The following is a 19641-nucleotide window of genomic DNA, read 5'->3' on the forward strand; positions in this document are numbered from 1 at the left end:
GGCACCTCGTTTTATTACTGGAATAGTTTTATTTAAGTAGGGTTATTTGACATTGATGCATGTCAATCGTCCCGAATAATACGCTCGCCCTCTTGCTCCACGCTCTCGAACTGGCCGTGATAGATCGCCCACCACAGACCTGCCAGGACCATCAAGACCAAAATAACAGACAAGGGGATCAGCAAATACAGGATGTCCATCAGACCGGGTCCAGGGAAGATTGGGAAGCAGTGGTCATGGGGGCTGGGCCTTTCACCTGTTCTGGCATGTACGGGCCAGATGCCTGCGCACCCGGCAAGGCACGGGACAAACGGGCAGCGTTCAGCACCACCAGCAGCGAACTGAGCGCCATGCCCAGCCCCGCTAGCCAGGCCGGCATCCAGCCGACCAGCGCCAAGGGCACGCACAGCGCGTTATAGCCTGCAGCCCACCATAGATTCTGCCTGACCACGCGCAAGGTCTGACGCGCCAGCAGCACGGCCTGCGCAACCAGCGACAGGCTACCCCCCAGCACCACGAAATCAGCACGTGATTGTGCCAGCGGCACCGAACGCCCAAAGGCGAACGATACATTGGCCCCGGCGAGAACTGGGCCATCGTTGAGGCCATCGCCCACCATGGCCACATGGCGCCCCTGCGCCTGCAGCCCCTGCAAGGCAACCAGCTTGTCCTGGGGGGTGCATTCGCCCTGCGCCTGGGATATGCCTGCCTGCGTGGCCACCCGCTGCACCGCGCCCAGACGGTCTCCCGACAATATCTGCACCGACACTCCCGCCTGTTGCAGCGCACGCACCACCTCTGCTGCCTCGGGCCGTACATCTTCAATCACATCAAACCGCGCCAGTTCAGTGAACTGGCCGTCGCTCCCCTGCCCCGAAAGCACCACTTGCAGCGCCTCGCCACCATCTTGCGCGGGCACCCCCGCGTGGCGAGCCGAACCCAAGCGCAGCCAGCGCGGGGCAGCGCTGCCCGATGCGTCGTGCACTTCGGCGGTCAACCCCTGGCCCGCCTCTTCACGCAGGCTCAACGCGCTCCAGCGAGTGCTGTCCGCCGGTGCCGCCGCCACAATGGCGCGGGACGCGGGGTGCATGGACTGCCGCGCCAGCGTGGCGGCCAGAGCCAGGGCCTCGTCCCGGTCCAGCCCTGGTGCGCACCGCACCGAATGCACAGCCATGCCGTCCCGGGTGAGCGTGCCTGTCTTGTCAAACACCAGTGCATCCACGCTGGCCAGGGCCTCCAGCCCCTGCAGGTTGCGCACCAGCACGCCATGGCGGGCCAGCGTGCCCGCCGCCGTCAACATGGCCACCGGCGTAGCCAAAGACAAGGCGCATGGGCAGGTGACGATAAGCACCGCCACGGCCACCATCAGCGCGTGGCCCGGGTCAGAAGGCCACCACCAGACAACCGCCAGCCCGGCCGCCAGCAACACAGCCAAGAGGAAGGGCCGCGCAATACGGTCCGCCAGTTGGGCGAGGCGGGGCTTTTGCAATGAAGCGCTTTCCATCAAGGCCAGAATCTGGGCGAAACGGGTCTGACCACCAATCCCCTCCACCCTCACCTCGACCGGCGCCTGAAGGTTGTAGCTGCCCGCCGTTACCTGACTGCCTTCGGGGCGCTCAACCGGGGTGGATTCACCCGTGAGCAGGGCTTCATCGGCCTGGGTGTTGCCTCGCGTAATGCAGCCATCGGCAGGAAAAGCCTCGCCCGGCAGCACACGAATGGTGTCCCCCACAGCCAGCCGACGGGCGGCCACGCGTGCAAAGACACCATCGGCCCCCAGCCGCTCCACGCTGTCGGGCAGGCGGTTCATGACGGCCTCCAGCGCACCGGCCGTGCGGTCTCTTAAACGCAGCTCCAGCCACCGACCGGTCAGGAGAAAAAAGACAAACATGGTCAGCGAATCGTAAAAAACCTCGCGGCCAAAGATTCCCGAAGGGTCGAACGTCCCTGCCGTGCTCACCACAAAGGTGATGCCCATGCCCAGAGCCACCGGCAAGTCCATGCTGATGCGGCGCTGGCGGATATCCCGCAGCGCGCTGGTGAAAAACGGTCCGCAGGCAAAGAACACCACCGGCAGCGTCAGCACCCACGAGGCCCAGCGCAGTAATTGCTCCATTTCGCCGGTCAGATCGCCCGGCTGCGCCACGTAGGCGGGCCACGCGTACATCATGACCTGCATCATGCAAAAGCCCGCCACCAGCCAGCGCCACAGCGCAAGCCGGCTCTCGCGCTGGCGCTGTTCGCGGGCGTGGGAGTCCATGGCAGGCAAGGCACGATAGCCCGCCTTCTGAACCGCTGCCATCCACTGCGATGGCAGCACCTGGTTGGGGCGCCAAACTACACGCGCCCGGTGCGTTGCGCCACTCACATCCACCTGCTCCACGCCCGGAACCGCCCGCAGGGCGTCTTCGATGGTCAAGGCGCAGGCGGTGCAGTGCATGCCCTCCAGCACGACGTTGGACTCCCACACCGGGTCGGACACCACATCTTCTGGCGTCTCAGGCGCGGTCGGCGCAGCCGCCGCATCTCGGGTATTGCTGCCCGAAGACCGGCGCATGCGCCCAAAGGCAGCCCATTCCTGGGGGTCGTCCAGCAGCACATGGGCCGCCATATCTGGCAAAGTGGAGGAGTTCGTGGACATGGTTCTAGCCTACCGAAGGTAGCATGACACGCACATTGACGTGGATCAAGCGGCGAATCGTGGTCCTCTCTAAGCTCTCATCATCCCTATTTCGAGGAGTCAAGCATGTACAAACGCATTCTGGTTGCCACCGACGGTTCTGCACTGTCCAACAAGGCGGTTGAAACTGGCCTGTCCCTGGCGGCCCTGTCGGGCGCCACGGTGGTGGCACTCAAGGTGGTTCCGCGCTACCCGCGCAGCTATTTTGAGGGCGGCATGCCGGTTGACATGGTTGACGTGAAACGCATCGAGCAGCAATGGAGCGACGCCGCCCAGGAACTCGTTGACAAAGTGAAAGCCCAGGGCAGCGCCGAGGGCGTGACGGTCAAGGCCGTGATCGCCAAGTCCGATCTGGTGGCAGAAGCCGTGATCTCGGCTGCCAAAAAGCACAAGTGCGACCTGATCGTGATGGCATCCCACGGCCGCAAAGGCATCAAGCGCTTGCTGCTGGGCAGCGAAACCCAGCATGTGCTGACCCACTCGCACATTCCTGTGCTGGTGCTGCGTTAAGCATTAAATAACCCTCTAGCCCTTTATCCATAAGTGCTAGCAGCTATTAAAAGTAAAGCAAAACGGGGCCGCAATGGCCCCGTTTTTTCATGGTCGGCAAGCCGGGCGTTCAGGCAAACAAACCCTTGTGCTGCTCGCGCAGCAGGTTCTTTTGCACCTTGCCCATGGTGTTGCGCGGTAACTCTGTGGCCACAAAGCAGCGCTTGGGAATCTTGAAATTGGCCAGCTGCGACTTGAGTTGCGCCAGGATGGCGTCGCCGTCGAGCTTTGCGCCCGGCTTGGCAATGACCACGGCCACGCCCACCTCGCCAAAATCGGGGTGCGGCACCCCCACCACCGCGCTCTCGGCCACGCCCGGCATGTCGTTGATGGCGCTCTCGATCTCGGCGGGATACACGTTGTAGCCGCCGCTGATGATGAGGTCCTTGCTGCGGCCCACAATGCTCACGTAGCCGCGCTCGTCCACCTTGCCCACATCGCCGGTTTTGAACCAGCCGTCGGCGCTGAACTCTTCTTTCGTCTTCTCGGGCATGCGCCAGTAGCCCTTGAACACATTGGGCCCTTGCACCTGGATGTTGCCGATCTCGCCCACCGGCAAGGCCTTGCCCGCGTCATCAACCACGCGCAAGCCCACCCCCGGTAGTGGAAAACCCACGGTGCTGCCGCGCCGCTCGCTCTGGCCACCATGGCGCGCGTCGCCGCCATAGGGGTTGGAGGTGAGCATGATGGTCTCGCTCATGCCGTAGCGCTCCAGAATGGTGTGGCCGGTGCGCTCGCGCCAGGCAGTGAAGGTTTCGATCAGCAAAGGCGCCGAGCCTGCGATGAACAAGCGCATGTTCTTCGTGGCGTCCTTGTTCAACCCCACCTCGGCCAGCAGGCGCACATACAGTGTGGGCACCCCCATGAACACGGTAGCGCGCGGCATGGCCGCCAGCACGGCCTTGGGGTCGAACTTCGCCATCCAGATCATCTTGCTGCCATTGAGCAGCGCGGCGTGAATGGCCACGAACAGGCCATGCACATGAAAGATGGGGAGCGCGTGGATGAGTACATCGCCGGGTTGGAAGCCCCAGTAGTCCTTGAGCGTGACGGCATTGCTCAGCAGGTTGCCATGCGTCAGCATGGCCCCCTTGCTGCGGCCCGTGGTGCCGCTGGTGTACAGAATGGCGGCGAGGTCATCCACCCCCTTGTCAACAGGCTGGTGAACGTCGGCATGGGGCGCGGCACGATCGAGCAGGCTGCCCGTGCGGTCGTCGCCCAGTGTGAAGACATGCTGCGTGCCCGCCTTGAAGGCGATCTTGGACACCCAGCCAAAGTTGCCCGGCGTGCACACCACCACAGCGGGCTCGGCGTTGCCCACAAAGTATTCAATCTCGCCGCTTTGGTAGGCGGTATTGAGCGGCAAAAACACATAGCCCGCGCGCAGCGTGGCCAGATACAGCAGCATCGCCTCGACCGACTTTTCGACTTGCACCGCCACGCGGCTGCCCGAAGGCAACTTCAGTGACGCCAGCAGATTGGCGATGCGCGCGCAGGCGTGGTCCAGGTCGCGCCAGGTGTAGAGCAGCGGCTCGCCCTGGGGCGAGGTGGTTTCGACGGCGATCTGGTCCAGGTCGCCAGGAAAAGCGGCGCGCAGGGCGCAAAACAGGTTGGAGTTGCTGTTCGGTTGGGTCATGGCAAATCAAAAAACAGGAGAACGTTTGGCCAAAAAGGCGGCAATGCCTTCGCGGTGCTCGGCGCTGTCGGCGTAGGCATAGGGGTCGGGTGTGCCATTTACTATATTTTCAATAGCTGCTTGCGCTTTACCATCGGGCGCTTGCGGCACTTTTAATGCCCGAAAAGTCTGCTTGTTCATGCGTGCAGCACCAGGCGCCAGCGCTGCCACGCGGCAGGCCGTGCCCAGCGCATCGGCGGCCAGCAGTGCGGGCTCGGTCACGCGGCTCAGAAACCCGCGTGCCAGCATCTCTGCTGCAGAAAAGGTGGCTGCCTCCAGCAGCATCTGGCGCGCGGTGACATCACCCACCGCGCCCGCCACCAGTTGCGCTTCACGCGGTGCCATGGGAAAACCCAGCCGGGCGATGGGCGCGCCAAAGCGTGCGCTGCTGCCGGCAATGCGGATATCGCAACAGCTGGCAATCTCCACGCCAGCGCCCATGCAGGCCCCGGTGATGTGCGCCACGATGGGCACGTCGCAATCGAGCATGGCCTGCAGCCCACCCCAGACGTCGTTTTCGTGGAAGTCGCGCAGCGCGGCGGCGTCAAAGCGGAACGCCGGATATTCCGAAATATCGCCGCCAGCGCAGAAAGCACCATCTGCCCCCTCTATTTGCACGCAGCGCACATCTGTATTGCGCTGAATGCTCTCAAAAACAGAGCGTAGCTGGCGCCACATGGCGCGTGACATCGCGTTGAGCCGGCCGGTGTGGCGCAGCGTGACCTGCACCACACCCGCTTCGCCGGCCGCTCCTGCGGCCCGCGCCGCGACAACTTCCCCAGACATACGATCCCTTTCTGCGTGCTTCAGTCCAGCTTGGCGCCAGCGGCCTTGACCACCTGCGCCCAACGGCCCACCTCGGCGCTGACAAAGCTCGCAAACTGCGCCTGCGTCATGCCTCCGTAGTCGGCACCGTTGCTGGCCCAGATGGTCTTGATTTCGTCGGCTGTGCCGATGCGGCGAATGTCTTCGACGATGCGCGCCTGCACATCGGCCGGCGTGCCCTTGGGCGCCCACAGGCCGTACCAGGTGGTCACGGTGTAGTCGGGCAGGCCCACCTCGGCGGCACACGGCACATCGGGGAAGGCAGGGTTGCGCTGATTGCCCGACACCATCAGCGCTTTGATGCGCCCGCTCTTGATGTGCGTGGCCGACGAGCCCAGGCCGTCAAACATCATGTCCACATTGCCAGCAATCAGGTCTTGCAGCGCCGGGCCGGCGCCGCGGTAAGGAATGTGCGTGATGAAGGTGCCCGTTTGCTGCTTGAACAGCTCGCCAGCCAGATGGTGCGAGGTGCCGGCGCCGGCCGAACCGTAGTTGAGCTTGGCGGGGTTGCGCTTGACGTGCTCCAAAAACTGCTTGAAATTGCTGACCGGCACGGCCTTGGGGTTGATGACCAGCACCTGGGGCACATTGGCCAGCAGCGCCAGCGGGACGAAATCCTTCTCGATGTTGTAGTCGAGCCGGGGGTACATCGACGGCGCAATGGCGTGGTGCACAGCGCCCATGAACAGGGTGTAGCCATCGGGGGCGCCCTTGGCCGCGTAGCTGGCGCCCACGGTGCCGCCCGCCCCACCCCGGTTGTCGATCACCAGCGTCTTGCCCGTGACCTTGGAAAACTGTGCGGCCAGGGGGCGGGCAAAGGCATCGGTGCCACCCCCGGCGGGAAACGGCACCACCAGGTTCACAGGCTTGTTGGGCCAGGCCGACTGCGCCCAGCTGCCGCCTGTGGCCATTGCCAGCCCGGCTGCGGTGGCGCCAGCCAGAAGCGTGCGGCGTTGCATGCGGTTTTCTTTCATTTTGTCTCCTGTCGTCGTTATAAAAATGGAAAGAGAAAGCCCCCCAAAGCCCTGGCGTGCTGCCTATCCGCCGCGGCACAGGCTATCGATGTCCCCCGACACCGGCACCTTGCCTTGGGCCAGCAGGTTGCGGTGCTTGTCGATGCGCTTGAGGTCGTACAAATAATTCACCATCAGCCCAAACGATTGTTTCATTCCCTTGGCCGACGGATCGCCTGCCCAGTTGATGCGCTCCACACGGGCGCCGTTGCCCAGGTGAAACCGCGCCACTGCGTCCACGGGTTTGCCATCTTGCAGCTCGCGCCCCAGATAGTAAGCGGCACATTCCATCAACATCTGGCGCACGGGCGAGCGCGCGTCCAGCTCCAGCGCCTTGTCTGCGGCAGCAAGCAGATGGGCAGACTGCGGCGGCTCGGCCCCCACTGCCCGGCCCAGCTCGGTGCGCCGTTTTTCGTCAAGGCGCTCCAGCATGGCGCCTGCATTCTTGCCCAGCCAGCCCCGAAAGCCCGGAATGGGCGACAGCGTGGCAAAAGTGCGCAGGCGCGGAAACTCGGCTGTGAGCGTTTCGACCACATGCTTGATGAGCGAATCGCCAAAGCTCACGCCGCGCAGCCCCGGCTGCGTGTTGCTGATCGAATAGAAGATGGCGGTCGTGGCCTTTTTCAGATCGGCAGGTGCCGCCGCCTCGTCCAGCAGCGGCGTGATGCTGCTGGATATGCGGTCCACCAGCGCCACCTCCACAAAAATCAGCGGCTCGTTGGGCAGGCGCGGGTGAAAGAAGCCGTAGCAGCGGCGGTCGCTGTCGAGCCGGTTTTTCAGGTCTGCCCAGCTGCGGATGTCGTGCACGGCCTCGTATTTGATGAGCTTTTCGATCAGCGAGGCCGGCGAATCCCACGACAGGCGCCTGAGCTCCAGAAAGGCCACGTCGAACCAGGTGGTGAACAGGTGCTCCAGATCGGCATCGAGCGCCACCAGCCGTTTGTCGGACTTGAGCTGGGGCAGCAGCTCGGCGCGCAAGTCCACCAGAAAGCGCATGCCCTCAGGAAAAACGGCAAAACGCTGCATCAGCCGCGTGCGCGGCGACACCAGGGCCCGGCGCAGGCTGATTTCTGCCTGCCCTTCGTCGGCTGTGCCGGCGGCGGCTTCGTAGCGCTGGCGCGCCGATTGAAAGCGCGTGGCATCGGGCGCAAACTGCTCGCACAGCAGCAACCACATGTCGCGGCGCTCTTCGGGCTCGGCCTGGCCGTACCAGCCGGCGACCACCTGGGCACGGCGACCACCTTCCAGCTCGCTGACCTGTGGCGCCACTACGTCTTGCAGATCGGCCAGCAGGCGGCGCAGGGCGCGGGGCGACAGCGACTCATTGCCGCGCCGCAGCGTGGCCTGCAGGCGCTCGTGCGTGGAGCGCGGCGCTGGCACCTTGGTGGCTGCGCCATCGGCCACCTGCTTGTCGGCCAACGGTTTGTCGGCCGCGGGTTTGGACGCCTTGGGTGCCTTGTCGGTGGACGGCGCCCCGGAACGCAGCCGCGACACGCTGCGGGTGATCCATTCGGTGGTGTTGGTCATGGGTTCAACCTGGATTGTTGATTGCGGGCCACATCACGCAGCGCCTCGCGCTGGTGCAGCAGATGGGTGCGCATGGCGGCCTCCGCCGCTTCGCTGTCGCGGCGCTTGAGGGCGTCAAACACCGCCAGATGCTCGGCCAGGCTTTGCTGCAGGCGGCCCGGTGCATGCAGTTGCTGCAAACGGGCCAGGCGCAATATCTTGCGCAAATCGCCGATCGCCTGGGCCAGCCAGCGGTTGTCGGCCAGCGTGATGAAGGCTTCGTGAATGGCGTGATTGGCGGCGTAGTAGTCGGTAATGCGCCCCTCGGCGGCACACTGCTGCAGGCGCTGGTGCAGCACTTGCAGCGCTGCCACATCGGCATCGCCTGCCCGGCAGGTGGCCCCATGCGCCGCCCGGCCCTCCAGCAAGGCAATCACGGGGAAAATTTCGTCCAGATCTCGCTCGGTGACCTCGGCCACAAAGCAGCCACGGCGCGGCTCGTGGCGCAGCAAGCCTTCGGCCACCAGCACCTTGAGCGCCTCGCGCAGGGGAGTGCGCGATATGGCCAGTCGCTCGCACAGCGCGGCCTCGTCCAGAAAACTGCCCGGCGGCAACGACCCCGCAAAGATCTGCTCGCGCAGCCGCGATGCGGCTTCGTCGTGCAGAGAGTTGGGAACGGGGCGCATGGCGGCAAATGGCTCCTGGGTTGACCGGGCCCGGCATGGGGTGCTGCCACCCCGACACAGGCCCAAGACGCATCATCCTGCAATCGCATCGAACACGACGCCAAGGCAGCACATTCAATGTAATTTTTCATAATTATGGAAAATGATGCGAACTAAATCCATCAGGGCTTTCCAGCACGAGGCGTTATAGGCCAAGGCCCCAACGGCCCGCGGTGGCTGGACACCTTGTCCCGTGCCGCCCCCACCCTCTTTCGGTAGCGCACTGCCAAGGCCCCCGGCTGACGGCCAGCACCGGCCTGCACCGCACCCCGTGCACCTACAATGCCGCCCCTGCCCTGCCCACCCATACCGCCATGAACATCGTCATCAACCAAGACCTCAAAGCCTATATCGACCCGCTGACCCCCGAGGAGCACGAAGCTCTGGAGCGCAGCCTGCTGGCCGAGGGCTGCCGCGACGCCCTGGTGCTGTGGGGCGATGTGCTGGTGGACGGCCACAACCGCTATGGCATCTGCCAAAAGCATGGACTGCCGTTCCAGACGGTACAGAACACGCGCTTTCAGTCGATGCAGGACGTGCACCTGTGGATGATCGACCAGCACCTGGGGCGGCGCAGCGTTTCGGATTTTCAGCGTGGCGTGCTGGCACTGCGCAAACGCGAGATCGTGGCCGAGCGGCGCGCCGCAGCACTGGCGGCATCCAGCCCTTCGCAAACGCCCGCCGGGCACGCCGCGCACAACGAACACGACGCGACCAGCAACGCAGAGCCCTCGGCCCCTGTCACCCAGCCGCCGCCCACCGACCCCCTGAGCAGCCGTGAAGCCATTGCCAGGGCCGCACGGCTGAGCAGCAGCCAGGTGGTGATGATCGAAAAGATCCGCAAGCAGGCGGCCCCCGAAGTGGTGGCGGCGGTCAAGTCCGGCACGATCTCGATCAACGCGGCCGCCGCGGTGGCCAGCCTGCCCGCCGAAGAACAGGTGGCAGCCGCCATGGCCGGCAAGGATGAGCTGAAGCAGGCAGCCAAGCGCGTGCGCGAAGCCCAGCGCAAGCCACGCGCAGAACCGGTGGTGTCGGCAGGCGAACCCGCACCCGACACCGTGGCCGCCCTGCAGCAGCGCATTGCCGAGCTGACGGCCGAAAACGCTGCCCTGCGCCAGCAGGTGGCCGAACTCAGCGCCCGGCAGTAACTATGCTTTTAATAGCTGCTAGCGCTTACCCATCAAGCGCTAGAGCCTTATTTCACCCAAATTTCCGAGCAACCACTGGCTGGCGTTGCGCCCACAGCCACAGGCCCACACCGCCCGCGATCATGGGCAGGCACAGCCACTGGCCCATGCTCATGCCCAGCGAAAGCAGACCCAGGTAGGCATCGGGTTCACGGAAATACTCGGCGATGAAACGGAACGTGCCGTAACCCACCAGAAACGCTGCCGCCACCTGGCCTGGGCGGCGCTCGCGGCGCGCATACAGCCACAGCAGCACAAACAGCAGCAGGCCTTCCAGCAGAAACTGGTACACCTGCGACGGATGGCGCGGCTGCATCGACCCGCTGTGCGCAAAGACCATGCCCCAAGGCAAGTCGGGGCTGGCAAAGCGGCCCCACAGCTCACCATTGATGAAGTTGCCCACCCGCCCGGCCGCCAGCCCCGTGGGCACACAGGGCGCCACAAAATCGGCCACCTGGAGCCAGGGCCGCTTGCGCGTGCGCGCAAACCATAAGAACGAAGCAATCACCCCCAGCAGCCCGCCATGAAAGCTCATGCCGCCCTGCCACACCGCAAAAATCTCCAGCGGGTGCGCCGCGTAGTAGCCCGGCTTGTAGAACAGGCAGTAGCCCAGGCGCCCGCCCACGATCACGCCGACCACGCCGAGAAAAAGAATGTCCTCCACGTCCTTGCGCGTCCAGGCGCCCGCGCCGGTAATGGAGGAAAAGGGCTCGTGCCGCAGGCGCCGCAGGCCCAAAAACATGAACAGGCCAAAGGCCGCCAGGTAGGTCAGCCCGTACCAGTGGATGGCCACGGGGCCGAGTTGCAGCGCGACGGGGTCGATGTGGGGATAGGTCAGCATGGTGGCGGGTATTGTGCCCGGCATGGAGCGCTGGGTTGTAGCCCACGGCCGCTATCCCACATTTTTTGAATCAAATTGGCCTCCAGCGCTTGTCCAGAAAGCGCGAGCAGCTATGGTTTTTGATTATTCGGGATTCACCGGGTCTGCCGATGCATCGTGCGGCGTCGCACCGCCCTGGTGTACCTTGGCAAAGGTCAGGATCACTTCACGGATCAGCTTGCGCTGCGGGGCGGGCAACTGCAGGAAGGCGTCGAAGGTTTCCCGTTCCAGGTAGCCAACGCCTTCGTCCCAGCGTTTCTGCTCACTGCGCAAATGGCGAAGCGCATGTTCACCAAACCGCAATTGGTGCGGCTCCACCTTGAGCCAGCGGGCGAGCTCCTGAAGCTTGTCCTGTGTGGGTATCGCTTCGCCATTGAGCCATTTCCATGCCGCCTGCCTGCGAATGGGGTTGCCCGACCACCGCAGATTGAACTCGCGTTCCAGAACGGCCGCGCTGGGTGCAAAGCGCAGTGCCTGCATGGCTGCCCGTAGTCGCTCACTGAACTCCTGCTTTTCACTCATAGGAGCGCAAGTTGGCAACGGAACCGCCAGCAAAAATCCCTTACAGTTGACGCAAAACGTCCCCTTTTGGGTATGTTCTGTAAGACCTTTGCCTCTCCATGCCTAAATCCCTGCTCGAACAACTCCCCGAAATCGTCGCCAACGGGCGCAAACAAGCCGAACGCATCCTGGAGAGCCTGGAAAGCCGCCAGCGCGTGCGCCTGCAAACGCGCGAGGTGGTGTTGCCCGCCAAGGACAGCGCTGCGCAAGACTGGGTGACGCAGCAACAGCGCAGCGCGCAGCAAAACGTGTTTGCACCGGGGCAAGGCAGCCTGCTGGCCAGCCCGCAAGCCACGCTGGGCACCGCACCCGAGACTCAGACCCTGGCGCCTTGGGCCAACCGCCTGATCTACGGCGACAACCTGCTGGCCATGGCCGCACTGCTGGCGGGCGATGAAGACACGCCCAGCCTGCGCGGCAAAGTCGATTTGATTTACATCGACCCGCCATTCGACAGCAAGGCCGACTACCGCACCAAGGTCACGCTACCGGGCGTGGAGCTGGAGCAAAAGCCCACGGTAATTGAGCAGTTTGCGTACTCGGACACCTGGAGCGACGGCACCGCGTCCTACCTGGCGATGATTACGCCGCGCCTGATCCTGATGCGCGAGCTAATGGCGGACACCGGCTCGATCTATGTGCATCTGGATTGGCATGTGGGGCATTACGTGAAGTTGGTGCTGGATGAGGTGTTTGGGAAGGACAACTTTCGCAATGAAATTGTGTGGAAACGCAGAACAGGAACGGCTAGCTCAAACAATGAGTTCGGCGTTCAAACTGATTCCGTTTACTTCTATGGCAAAGGGCAAGAGTTCCATTTCGAGCCACTATTTCGCAGAGATGTAGGTCAGGATGAGATTGCATCGAAATTCAATCTCATAGAGCCTGATGGGCGGCGCTATTGGAGTGGAGATCTGGGCAATCCTGCGGATCGCCCAAACTTGAAATACACCTACAAGGGATACGCGCCACCCAAAAACGGTTGGGCTGTCAGCCGATCAGTAATGGAGGAAATGGATCGAAGTGGGCGACTCATCTTCCCGAAGAATCCCGATGGACGAATCAGACGAAAAATGTATCTTGATGACTGGCAAGGCTTCCCAATTCAAAATCTTTGGGACGACATCCTCCCAGTCCAATCCCAAGCACTTGAGCGTCTGGACTACGGCACCCAGAAGCCCGAAAAGCTCTTGGATCGCATCATCCGAGCCTCCTGCCCCGAAGGCGGTCTCGTCGCGGATTTCAACGGAGGTTCCGGCACCACGGCCGCCGTGGCCGAAAAACTCGGCCGCCGCTGGATCACCACCGACCTGGGCAAACCCGCCTGCATGATCATGCGCAAGCGCCTGATCGACCTCGAAGCGAAACCTTTCCTCTACCAGGCCATCGGTGATTACCAGGTAGAAGCCGCCAAGGCCACACTGGGGCGAGACTTCCGCATTGGCGATCTGTCGCAGATCGTGCTGTCGCTGTACGGCGCCCTGCCCCTGCCGCCCGAGGTCAACCCGCAGCGCAACCTGGGCCAGATTGCGGGCGTCGAACTGAATGGCCGGCGTGGCAGCAAAACGCTGGTGCTGGCCGATTCGCCCAACAAGCTCACCGGCACCGCCACCCTGAAGAAAGCCATTGCCCAGCGCGACAACCTGTTGGGCGGCTGGGACCGCGTGGTGGTGCTGGGCTGGAACTTTGAGCCCAGCATTGGCGAAACCATCACCGCGCTGAACGATGACCGGCTGGAAGTGCTGGTGATTCCGCCCGACCTGATGGACCGCCTGAAAAAGAAGGGCGGCATCGACAAGCTGCGCGGGCAGGTGCGCTTTTCCAGCTTGCAATATCTCACCATCCACCCGGTGCAGCGGCGCGTGCAGGGCCGCGAAGAAACCCTGAACGTACGCCTGAAAAATTACGTGCTGCTCTCGCCCGAGGCCATCAACCTCGACGACGCCAACCGCGCCAAGCTGCAGGCCGTGGCCAATGCTGAGCCGCTGGCGTTGATCGAATACTGGGCGGTAGACCCGGACTACGACGGCAAAGTATTTCGCTCGGTGTGGCAAGACTACCGGGGCAACACAGCCAACGATGCCGACGCGCTGCGCGTGGTGACGCAGGCCACTTTGAGCGTGCCCGCCAAGAGCGGCCCGCGCAAGGTGTGCGTGCGGGTGGTGGATGTGTTTGGCTTCGAAGCCGAGGTGGTGACCCTCGCGGAGGCCGCATGACGAGCACCCAACCATCCCAGCAAGACCCGATGGCCCTGTCCACCGGGCTCACAACCAGAACCCGGCAACTGTGCCTGGGCCTTGAATCCGGGGCTGCCGACATACTGGATCTCGTCACCCCCACCACGGCGGACCTGCTGCGATGGTGGTTTGGCGAAGACATGGTGGCTGCGCGCGGCGGGCTGAACTTTCATGCCGGGCAAAAGCAGGCCATCCTGAATGCCATCGTGGCGCACGAGGTGCTGGGCGCGGCCACGCTGCAGGATTTGTACCAGCAGGTGGCACCCGATGCACTGCTGGCGGGCACCCGGCTGGCCGAGGTCTCAAGCGCCAAGCACGCGCACCCCAAGTACTGCTTCAAGATGGCCACGGGCACGGGCAAAACCTGGGTGCTGCAGGCGCTGCTGATCTGGCAGCTTTTGAACAAGAATGCCGCCCTGGCCGAGGGGCAGGACGATGCGCGCTTTACGCGTCAGTTCATGGTGGTGGCGCCGGGGCTGATTGTGTACGAGCGTCTGCTGGATGCATTTTGCGGAAAATTGATAGCAGGCAGCGCAAGCGGGGCAAGAGATTTCGCCACTTCCGATATGGCGCAGTTTGCCGACCTGTTCATCCCCGAGGCGCACCGCGACGCAGTGTTTGCCTTTGTGCGCGGCAATGTGTGCAGCAAGGGCGAGATCGGCCTGAAGGCCACGGGCAACGGCATGATCGCCATCACCAACTGGCATTTGCTGGCCGAGGGCGAGGTGGCGGACGACGTGGAAGAAGTGGAAGCGCCCGGCGCGCCACTGGAGCCGCAGCAGGTGGTGAACGCCGTGCTGCCCCTGACGCCCGGCCGCGCCACGGGCAACAGCCTGGACGTGCTCGACCGCCGCTATGCGCGCGGCAACGTGCTGGAGTTTCTGGCCGCTCTGCCTGAGCTGATGGTGTTCAACGACGAGGCGCACCACATCCACGAGTTCAAGCGCGAGGGCGAGGTGACCGAGGTGGAGTGGCAAAAGAGCCTGAGCCGCATTGCCGAAACCAAGGGCCGGCGCTTTGTGCAAGTGGACTTTTCTGCCACGCCGTACAACGACGTGGGCAGCGGCAAGAACAAGAAGAAGCTGTACTTTGCGCACATCGTCACCGACTTTGACCTGAAGGCAGCCATGCGCGCCGGGCTGGTCAAGTCTTTGGTGCTGGACCGGCGCAAAGAGATAGGCGCATTGCCGCTGGAGTTCAAAGCCGAGCGCGACGAGGCGGGCAACCCCGTGTTGAGTGAGGGCCAGCGCGTGATGCTGAGGGCCGGCCTCAAAAAGCTGCGCAAGCTGGAGGCGGACTTTGCCCGCATCGACCCGAAGCGCCACCCCAAGATGCTGGTGGTGTGCGAGGACACCACAGTGTCGCCCCTGGTCGCGCAGTTTCTGCAAGAGCAGGAAGGCTTGCAGCCGGACGAGGTGATGACGATTGACTCGGGCAAAAAAGCCGAGCTGGGCGAGAAAGACTGGGCGCCGGTGCGCGAACGGCTGTTCAGCGTGGACAAACATGCCACGCCGCGTGTCATCGTGAGCGTGCTGATGCTGCGCGAAGGCTTTGACGTGAACAACATTTGCGTCATCGTGCCGCTGCGCAGCTCGCAAGCGCAAATTTTGCTGGAGCAAACCATTGGCCGGGGCCTGCGGCTGATGTGGCGCGACGCTGAATACACGGACCTGAAACGCGAGAACCGCGAGCGCATCAACGCCGGGCAGGAACCGGCCAACCTGATCGATGTGCTGAGCATCGTCGAGCACCCGGCCTTCCAGTCGTTTTACGACGAGCTGCTGAAGGAAGGCGTGGCGGGCACCACGGGCGAAAGCATGGACGACACCTCCAGCACCGGCGACGTGATCGCCGCCGAGCTGCGCGAGGGCTTCGAGAAATTTGACTTCGGCATTCCATTCATCCTGCGCGAGGCGGACGAACTGCGGGGCCACGCCGCCGTGGATGTGCTGGCGCTGCCCGCCTTCACGGCGATGTCGGCAGACGCCTTACGCGGCTTGCTGGGCAAGGGCGACACCTTCATCTCGCAAGACCTGCAAAGCGCCACACTGTTTGGCGACTACCGCGTCGATGGTGCGGTGATGAACGTGGGCGGCTACAACGATTATTTGGCGCGCCTGACGCGGCGCATCAGCCAGGCGCTGAGCGAGCCATTGCCGAAGGGCAACAAAATTGCCACGCACCTGGCCAAGCCCTATTTGCAGGTCAATACCGCCGATTTGACTGGCTGGCTGGACGACTACATCTGGACGCGGCTGTTTGGCGCCGCCTTCAACCCGCTGGAAGATGAAAACTGGCGACTTTTGCTGCTGCAGCCGGTGGTGGAGCACATTACCAAGGTGTTTGCCGTGGCGCTGCTCGAATCCGAAGAGCAGCACCCCAGCGGCCACACCGAGGTGCACGCGCGCTACCTGAGCGAAGTGCCGCGCCTAATGCTGCGGGAGGCCCATTCGGTGGAGGTGAGCAAGTGCATCTACACCCGCCTGGGTTGGCCCGCGCGCAATGGAGGGCTGGAGCGCGCTTTCATCCACTGGGCGCAGGCCGATGCGCAGGTTCTGGCGTTTTGCAAGATCAGCGAAAACCGCCACACTTTTGCCCGCCTGCGCTATGTGAAGGACGATGGGCTGCCCGCGTTCTATTCGCCGGACTTTCTGGTGCGCACGGCCAGCGGGATTTTTCTGGTGGAAACCAAGGCGCAGCAGCAGGCGATTCACCCCAACGTGCAACGCAAACTGAAAGCGGCCATCGCGTGGTGCGAGCGCGTCAATGCCTTGGCACCAGAACACCGGCAGGGCCTGCCCTGGCATTACGTGCTGCTGGCCGAAAACGTGGTGCACGAATGGCAAGCCAAAGGAGCACACTTGGCAGAGTTGCTGGACTATGCAAGGCTGCGGCCACTGGCCAGCGCATCGCTACAAGCCAGTTTGCTTTGATTGACAGGCAAAACAGCCTCTGGCGCTGATGGAATAAACGTCACCAGCTATCAAAAACAAAGCACCATAAAAAAACCCGCCGTGCGAGCCACCGGCGGGTTTTTGTGCGCAGCGCCTGCGCGCCGGGCTGTGTCAGTCGAGCAGCGACAGGTCGCGCACGGCACCTTTGTCGGCCGACATCACCAGCTTGGCATACGCCTTGAGGGCGGCGGACACCTTGCGCGGACGCGGCTGCGCGGGTTTCCAGCCCAGCTTGTCTTGCTCGGCGCGGCGCTTGGCCAGCTCTTCGTCCGACACCAGCACGTTGATGGAACGGTTGGGGATGTCGATGCGGATACGGTCGCCGTTCTTCACCAGGCCAATCGCGCCACCGGCTGCGGCCTCGGGCGAGGCATGGCCGATGGACAGGCCCGAGGTGCCACCCGAAAAGCGGCCATCGGTCAGCAGCGCGCAGGCTTTGCCCAGGCCCTTGGACTTGATGTAGCTGGTGGGATAGAGCATCTCTTGCATGCCGGGGCCGCCCTTGGGGCCTTCGTAGCGCACGATCACCACGTCACCTGCCTTGACCTTGTCGGCCAGGATGTTGGCCACCGCTTCGTCTTGCGACTCGACCACGTGGGCTGGGCCTTCGAACACCATCAGTGCGTCATCAACCCCGGCCGTTTTCACCACGCAGCCGTTGAGCGCGATATTGCCCACCAGCACCGCCAGGCCACCTTCTTGCGAGAAAGCATGGTCCGCAGAGCGGATGCAGCCCTTGGCGCGGTCGATGTCAAGGCTGGGCCAGCGGGTGCTCTGGCTGAACGCCACCTGGGTGGGGATGCCGGCGGGGCCGGCCTTGTAGAAGGTTTGAACCGCTTGCGACGGGTTGCGGGCGATGTCCCACTGGTCCAGTGCGTCCTTCATCGTCTTGGCGTGCACGGTGGGGGTGTCAGTGTGCAACTTGCCCGCACGGTCCAGCTCACCCAGAATGGCCATGATGCCGCCCGCGCGGTGCACGTCTTCGATGTGGTACTTGTCGGTATTGGGTGCCACTTTGCACAGCTGGGGCACGACGCGCGAGAGGCGGTCAATGTCGGCCAGGGTAAAGTCGATCTCGGCCTCTTGGGCAATGGCCAAGATGTGCAGGATGGTGTTGGTGGAGCCGCCCATGGCGATGTCCAGCGTGATGGCGTTTTCGAAGGCCTTGAAGCCCATCGAGCGCGGCAGCACCGTGGCATCGTCCTGTTCGTAGTAGCGCTTGCACAGTTCCACTGCAAGGTGGCCGGCGCGCTTGAACAAGGCTTCGCGGTCGGCGTGCGTGGCCACCACGGTGCCGTTGCCGGGCAACGACAGGCCCAGCGCTTCGGTCAGGCAGTTCATCGAGTTGGCGGTGAACATGCCCGAGCAGGATCCGCAGGTGGGGCACGCAGAGCGCTCCACCTCGGCCAGGTCGGCGTCTGAGACATTGTCGTCAGCCGCCATCACCATGGCGTCGATCAGGTCGAGTTTCTTGAATTCGAGCTTGTGCGTGCCGGGGTTGGCCAGCTTGACCTTGCCCGCTTCCATCGGGCCACCCGAGACAAACACCACGGGGATGTTCAGGCGCATGGCAGCCATGAGCATGCCGGGCGTGATCTTGTCGCAGTTGGAGATGCATACCATGGCGTCGGCGCAATGCGCATTGACCATGTATTCCACCGAGTCGGCAATGATGTCGCGGCTGGGCAGCGAATACAGCATGCCGTCGTGGCCCATGGCAATGCCGTCGTCTACAGCGATGGTGTTGAATTCCTTGGCCACGCCGCCAGCCGCTTCGATCTCGCGCGCCACCAGCTGGCCCATGTCCTTGAGGTGCACATGCCCCGGCACGAACTGCGTGAACGAATTGACGACCGCAATGATGGGTTTTTGAAAGTCGTCGTCCTTCATGCCGGTGGCACGCCAGAGCGAGCGCGCACCTGCCATGTTGCGACCGGCGGTAGATGTTTTGGAGCGGTAAACGGGCATCGTGATGTGGGGTAAAGGGTTACGCGGGAATCAGGGGCAATGTGTACGCAATTATCGCGACAGCTGGCGGTCGGGCATCGCCACCATGCCTAGCGCGGCTTGCGCGGCTGGATCCCCAGCGCTTCTTTGTGCTTGTTGATGCGGTCTTGCTTGCGCTGGTCCATTTTCTCCATGGCCTTGCGCTTGGTATAGCCCGTGGAGTCGGCCCATGCCCACCATAAGGTGGTGATGGCAAACGGCGACAGCACCCACCACCAGGACCATGCAGCGACGGGTCCGATTTCAAGATATTTGAGCAACGCCAGAACGAGACCGAGACCTAACAGATACATGGTTATCTCCAAAAAACACAATTCTGATGAATGAATTGACAAAAGGCGTGGCAATGTCAACCCAAGTCACTACAATTTCGTTGAAAGCACTGTAACTCAACCTCAGGAAACCCACCATGAAACGTACGCTGATTACTCTTGCCATGACACTGTCGGTCGCAGCTCCTGCAATGGCTGACTTGGCCTTGGCCACTTCGAAGAATTGCATGGCTTGCCACGCTGTCGACAAGAAAATGGTTGGTCCGTCCTACAAGGATGTGGCAGCCAAGTACGCCGGCCAAAAAGACGCTGTCGACAAGCTTGCCACCAAGATCATCAAGGGCGGCTCTGGCGTGTGGGGTCCCGTTCCCATGCCCGCCAACGCTCAAGTTGCTGAAGCAGATGCCAAGAAGCTGGCTGCCTGGGTGATGACGCAGAAGTAATTCGGCCCATGCCCGCTGCGGAGCGCAACGCTCCGCATCCTCTGGCCGCGCTTTCCCTCCGGGAAACGCGGCCATTGTTTTGGGCGCTTCACACCGCGCACTCCTCACTTTGGCCGAGCACAACCGG

Annotated in this window: 16 protein-coding genes; 5 read left to right on the plus strand and 11 right to left on the minus strand. The window is 63.2% G+C overall.

The annotated features are described in order from the left end of the window. Positions 1 to 62: 62 nt before the first annotated feature. A complete protein-coding gene (ccoS, locus tag B7Y64_RS06740; protein ID WP_024815439.1) occupies positions 63 to 200 on the minus strand; it encodes a cbb3-type cytochrome oxidase assembly protein CcoS in 138 nt (45 codons plus the stop codon). Continuing rightward, a complete protein-coding gene (locus tag B7Y64_RS06745) occupies positions 200 to 2641 on the minus strand; it encodes a cation-translocating P-type ATPase (RefSeq protein WP_291323851.1) in 2442 nt (813 codons plus the stop codon). The genes ccoS and B7Y64_RS06745 overlap by 1 nt, the downstream gene beginning before the upstream one ends. A gap of 105 nt (positions 2642 to 2746) precedes the next feature. Here B7Y64_RS06745 and B7Y64_RS06750 point away from each other — a divergent pair, with 105 nt between their 5' ends. Next, positions 2747 to 3190, plus strand: coding sequence for a universal stress protein (locus B7Y64_RS06750; RefSeq protein ID WP_024815441.1), 444 nt, complete (start codon positions 2747 to 2749; stop codon positions 3188 to 3190). A gap of 109 nt (positions 3191 to 3299) precedes the next feature. On the opposite strand, the gene B7Y64_RS06755 is transcribed toward B7Y64_RS06750, so the two are convergent. The 5 genes from B7Y64_RS06755 to B7Y64_RS06775 all read right to left on the minus strand — a co-directional run bounded on the left by B7Y64_RS06755 (position 3300) and on the right by B7Y64_RS06775 (position 8934). Continuing rightward, positions 3300 to 4865 carry a malonyl-CoA synthase gene (locus B7Y64_RS06755; RefSeq protein WP_291323852.1) on the minus strand — a complete coding sequence of 522 codons (1566 nt, stop codon included), beginning with the start codon at positions 4863 to 4865 and terminating at the stop codon, positions 3300 to 3302. A 6-nt stretch (positions 4866 to 4871) separates the two neighbouring features. Further along, positions 4872 to 5690: an enoyl-CoA hydratase/isomerase family protein gene (locus tag B7Y64_RS06760; RefSeq protein ID WP_291323853.1), complete on the minus strand. Its 819-nt coding sequence runs from the start codon at positions 5688 to 5690 to the stop codon at positions 4872 to 4874. 20 nt (positions 5691 to 5710) lie between these two features. Beyond that, on the minus strand, positions 5711 to 6703 hold the full coding sequence (locus tag B7Y64_RS06765; protein ID WP_291323854.1) for a tripartite tricarboxylate transporter substrate binding protein: 993 nt from the start codon (positions 6701 to 6703) through the stop codon (positions 5711 to 5713). Between the two features lie 63 nt (positions 6704 to 6766). Next, positions 6767 to 8269, minus strand: a complete 1503-nt coding sequence (locus B7Y64_RS06770; RefSeq protein ID WP_114656561.1) for a malonyl-CoA decarboxylase — start codon at positions 8267 to 8269, stop codon at positions 6767 to 6769. Beyond that, entirely contained in the window at positions 8266 to 8934 is a 669-nt protein-coding gene (locus B7Y64_RS06775) for a GntR family transcriptional regulator (protein ID WP_024815446.1), read from the minus strand. The genes B7Y64_RS06770 and B7Y64_RS06775 overlap by 4 nt, the downstream gene beginning before the upstream one ends. 353 nt (positions 8935 to 9287) lie before the next feature. Here B7Y64_RS06775 and B7Y64_RS06780 point away from each other — a divergent pair, with 353 nt between their 5' ends. After that, the gene (locus B7Y64_RS06780) at positions 9288 to 10121 is read left to right on the plus strand and encodes a hypothetical protein (protein WP_024815447.1); all 834 of its coding nucleotides are present in this window, start codon (positions 9288 to 9290) and stop codon (positions 10119 to 10121) included. Positions 10122 to 10173: 52 nt separating this feature from the next. On the opposite strand, the gene lgt is transcribed toward B7Y64_RS06780, so the two are convergent. Beyond that, positions 10174 to 11001, minus strand: a complete 828-nt coding sequence (gene lgt, locus B7Y64_RS06785; RefSeq protein ID WP_291323855.1) for a prolipoprotein diacylglyceryl transferase — start codon at positions 10999 to 11001, stop codon at positions 10174 to 10176. 123 nt (positions 11002 to 11124) lie between these two features. Next, the gene (locus B7Y64_RS06790) at positions 11125 to 11562 is read right to left on the minus strand and encodes a transcriptional regulator (RefSeq protein WP_291323856.1); all 438 of its coding nucleotides are present in this window, start codon (positions 11560 to 11562) and stop codon (positions 11125 to 11127) included. Between the two features lie 98 nt (positions 11563 to 11660). Between B7Y64_RS06790 and B7Y64_RS06795 the strand changes: the two genes are divergently transcribed. Together B7Y64_RS06795 and B7Y64_RS06800 are read left to right on the plus strand one after the other, a co-directional pair. Further along, positions 11661 to 13817 (plus strand): site-specific DNA-methyltransferase, encoded by a 2157-nt coding sequence (locus tag B7Y64_RS06795; RefSeq protein WP_291323857.1) that lies wholly within the window; start codon positions 11661 to 11663, stop codon positions 13815 to 13817. Continuing rightward, complete coding sequence (locus tag B7Y64_RS06800) at positions 13814 to 16771, plus strand: DEAD/DEAH box helicase family protein (protein WP_291323858.1); 2958 nt, start codon at positions 13814 to 13816, stop codon at positions 16769 to 16771. Before B7Y64_RS06795 ends, B7Y64_RS06800 begins: the two co-directional genes overlap by 4 nt. Positions 16772 to 16903: 132 nt before the next feature. Here the strand turns inward: B7Y64_RS06800 and ilvD are convergent, their stop codons facing one another. After that, positions 16904 to 18760 (minus strand): dihydroxy-acid dehydratase, encoded by a 1857-nt coding sequence (gene ilvD, locus B7Y64_RS06805; protein WP_291323859.1) that lies wholly within the window; start codon positions 18758 to 18760, stop codon positions 16904 to 16906. An 89-nt stretch (positions 18761 to 18849) separates the two neighbouring features. Beyond that, a complete protein-coding gene (locus tag B7Y64_RS06810; RefSeq protein WP_024815453.1) occupies positions 18850 to 19092 on the minus strand; it encodes a TIGR04438 family Trp-rich protein in 243 nt (80 codons plus the stop codon). Between the two features lie 116 nt (positions 19093 to 19208). Between B7Y64_RS06810 and B7Y64_RS06815 the strand changes: the two genes are divergently transcribed. Beyond that, positions 19209 to 19514, plus strand: coding sequence for a c-type cytochrome (locus B7Y64_RS06815; RefSeq protein ID WP_024815454.1), 306 nt, complete (start codon positions 19209 to 19211; stop codon positions 19512 to 19514). The last annotated feature ends 127 nt before the right edge of the window (positions 19515 to 19641 follow it).

Source organism: Acidovorax sp. 35-64-16 (assembly GCF_002281195.1).
GTDB lineage: Bacteria > Pseudomonadota > Gammaproteobacteria > Burkholderiales > Burkholderiaceae_C > Acidovorax > Acidovorax defluvii.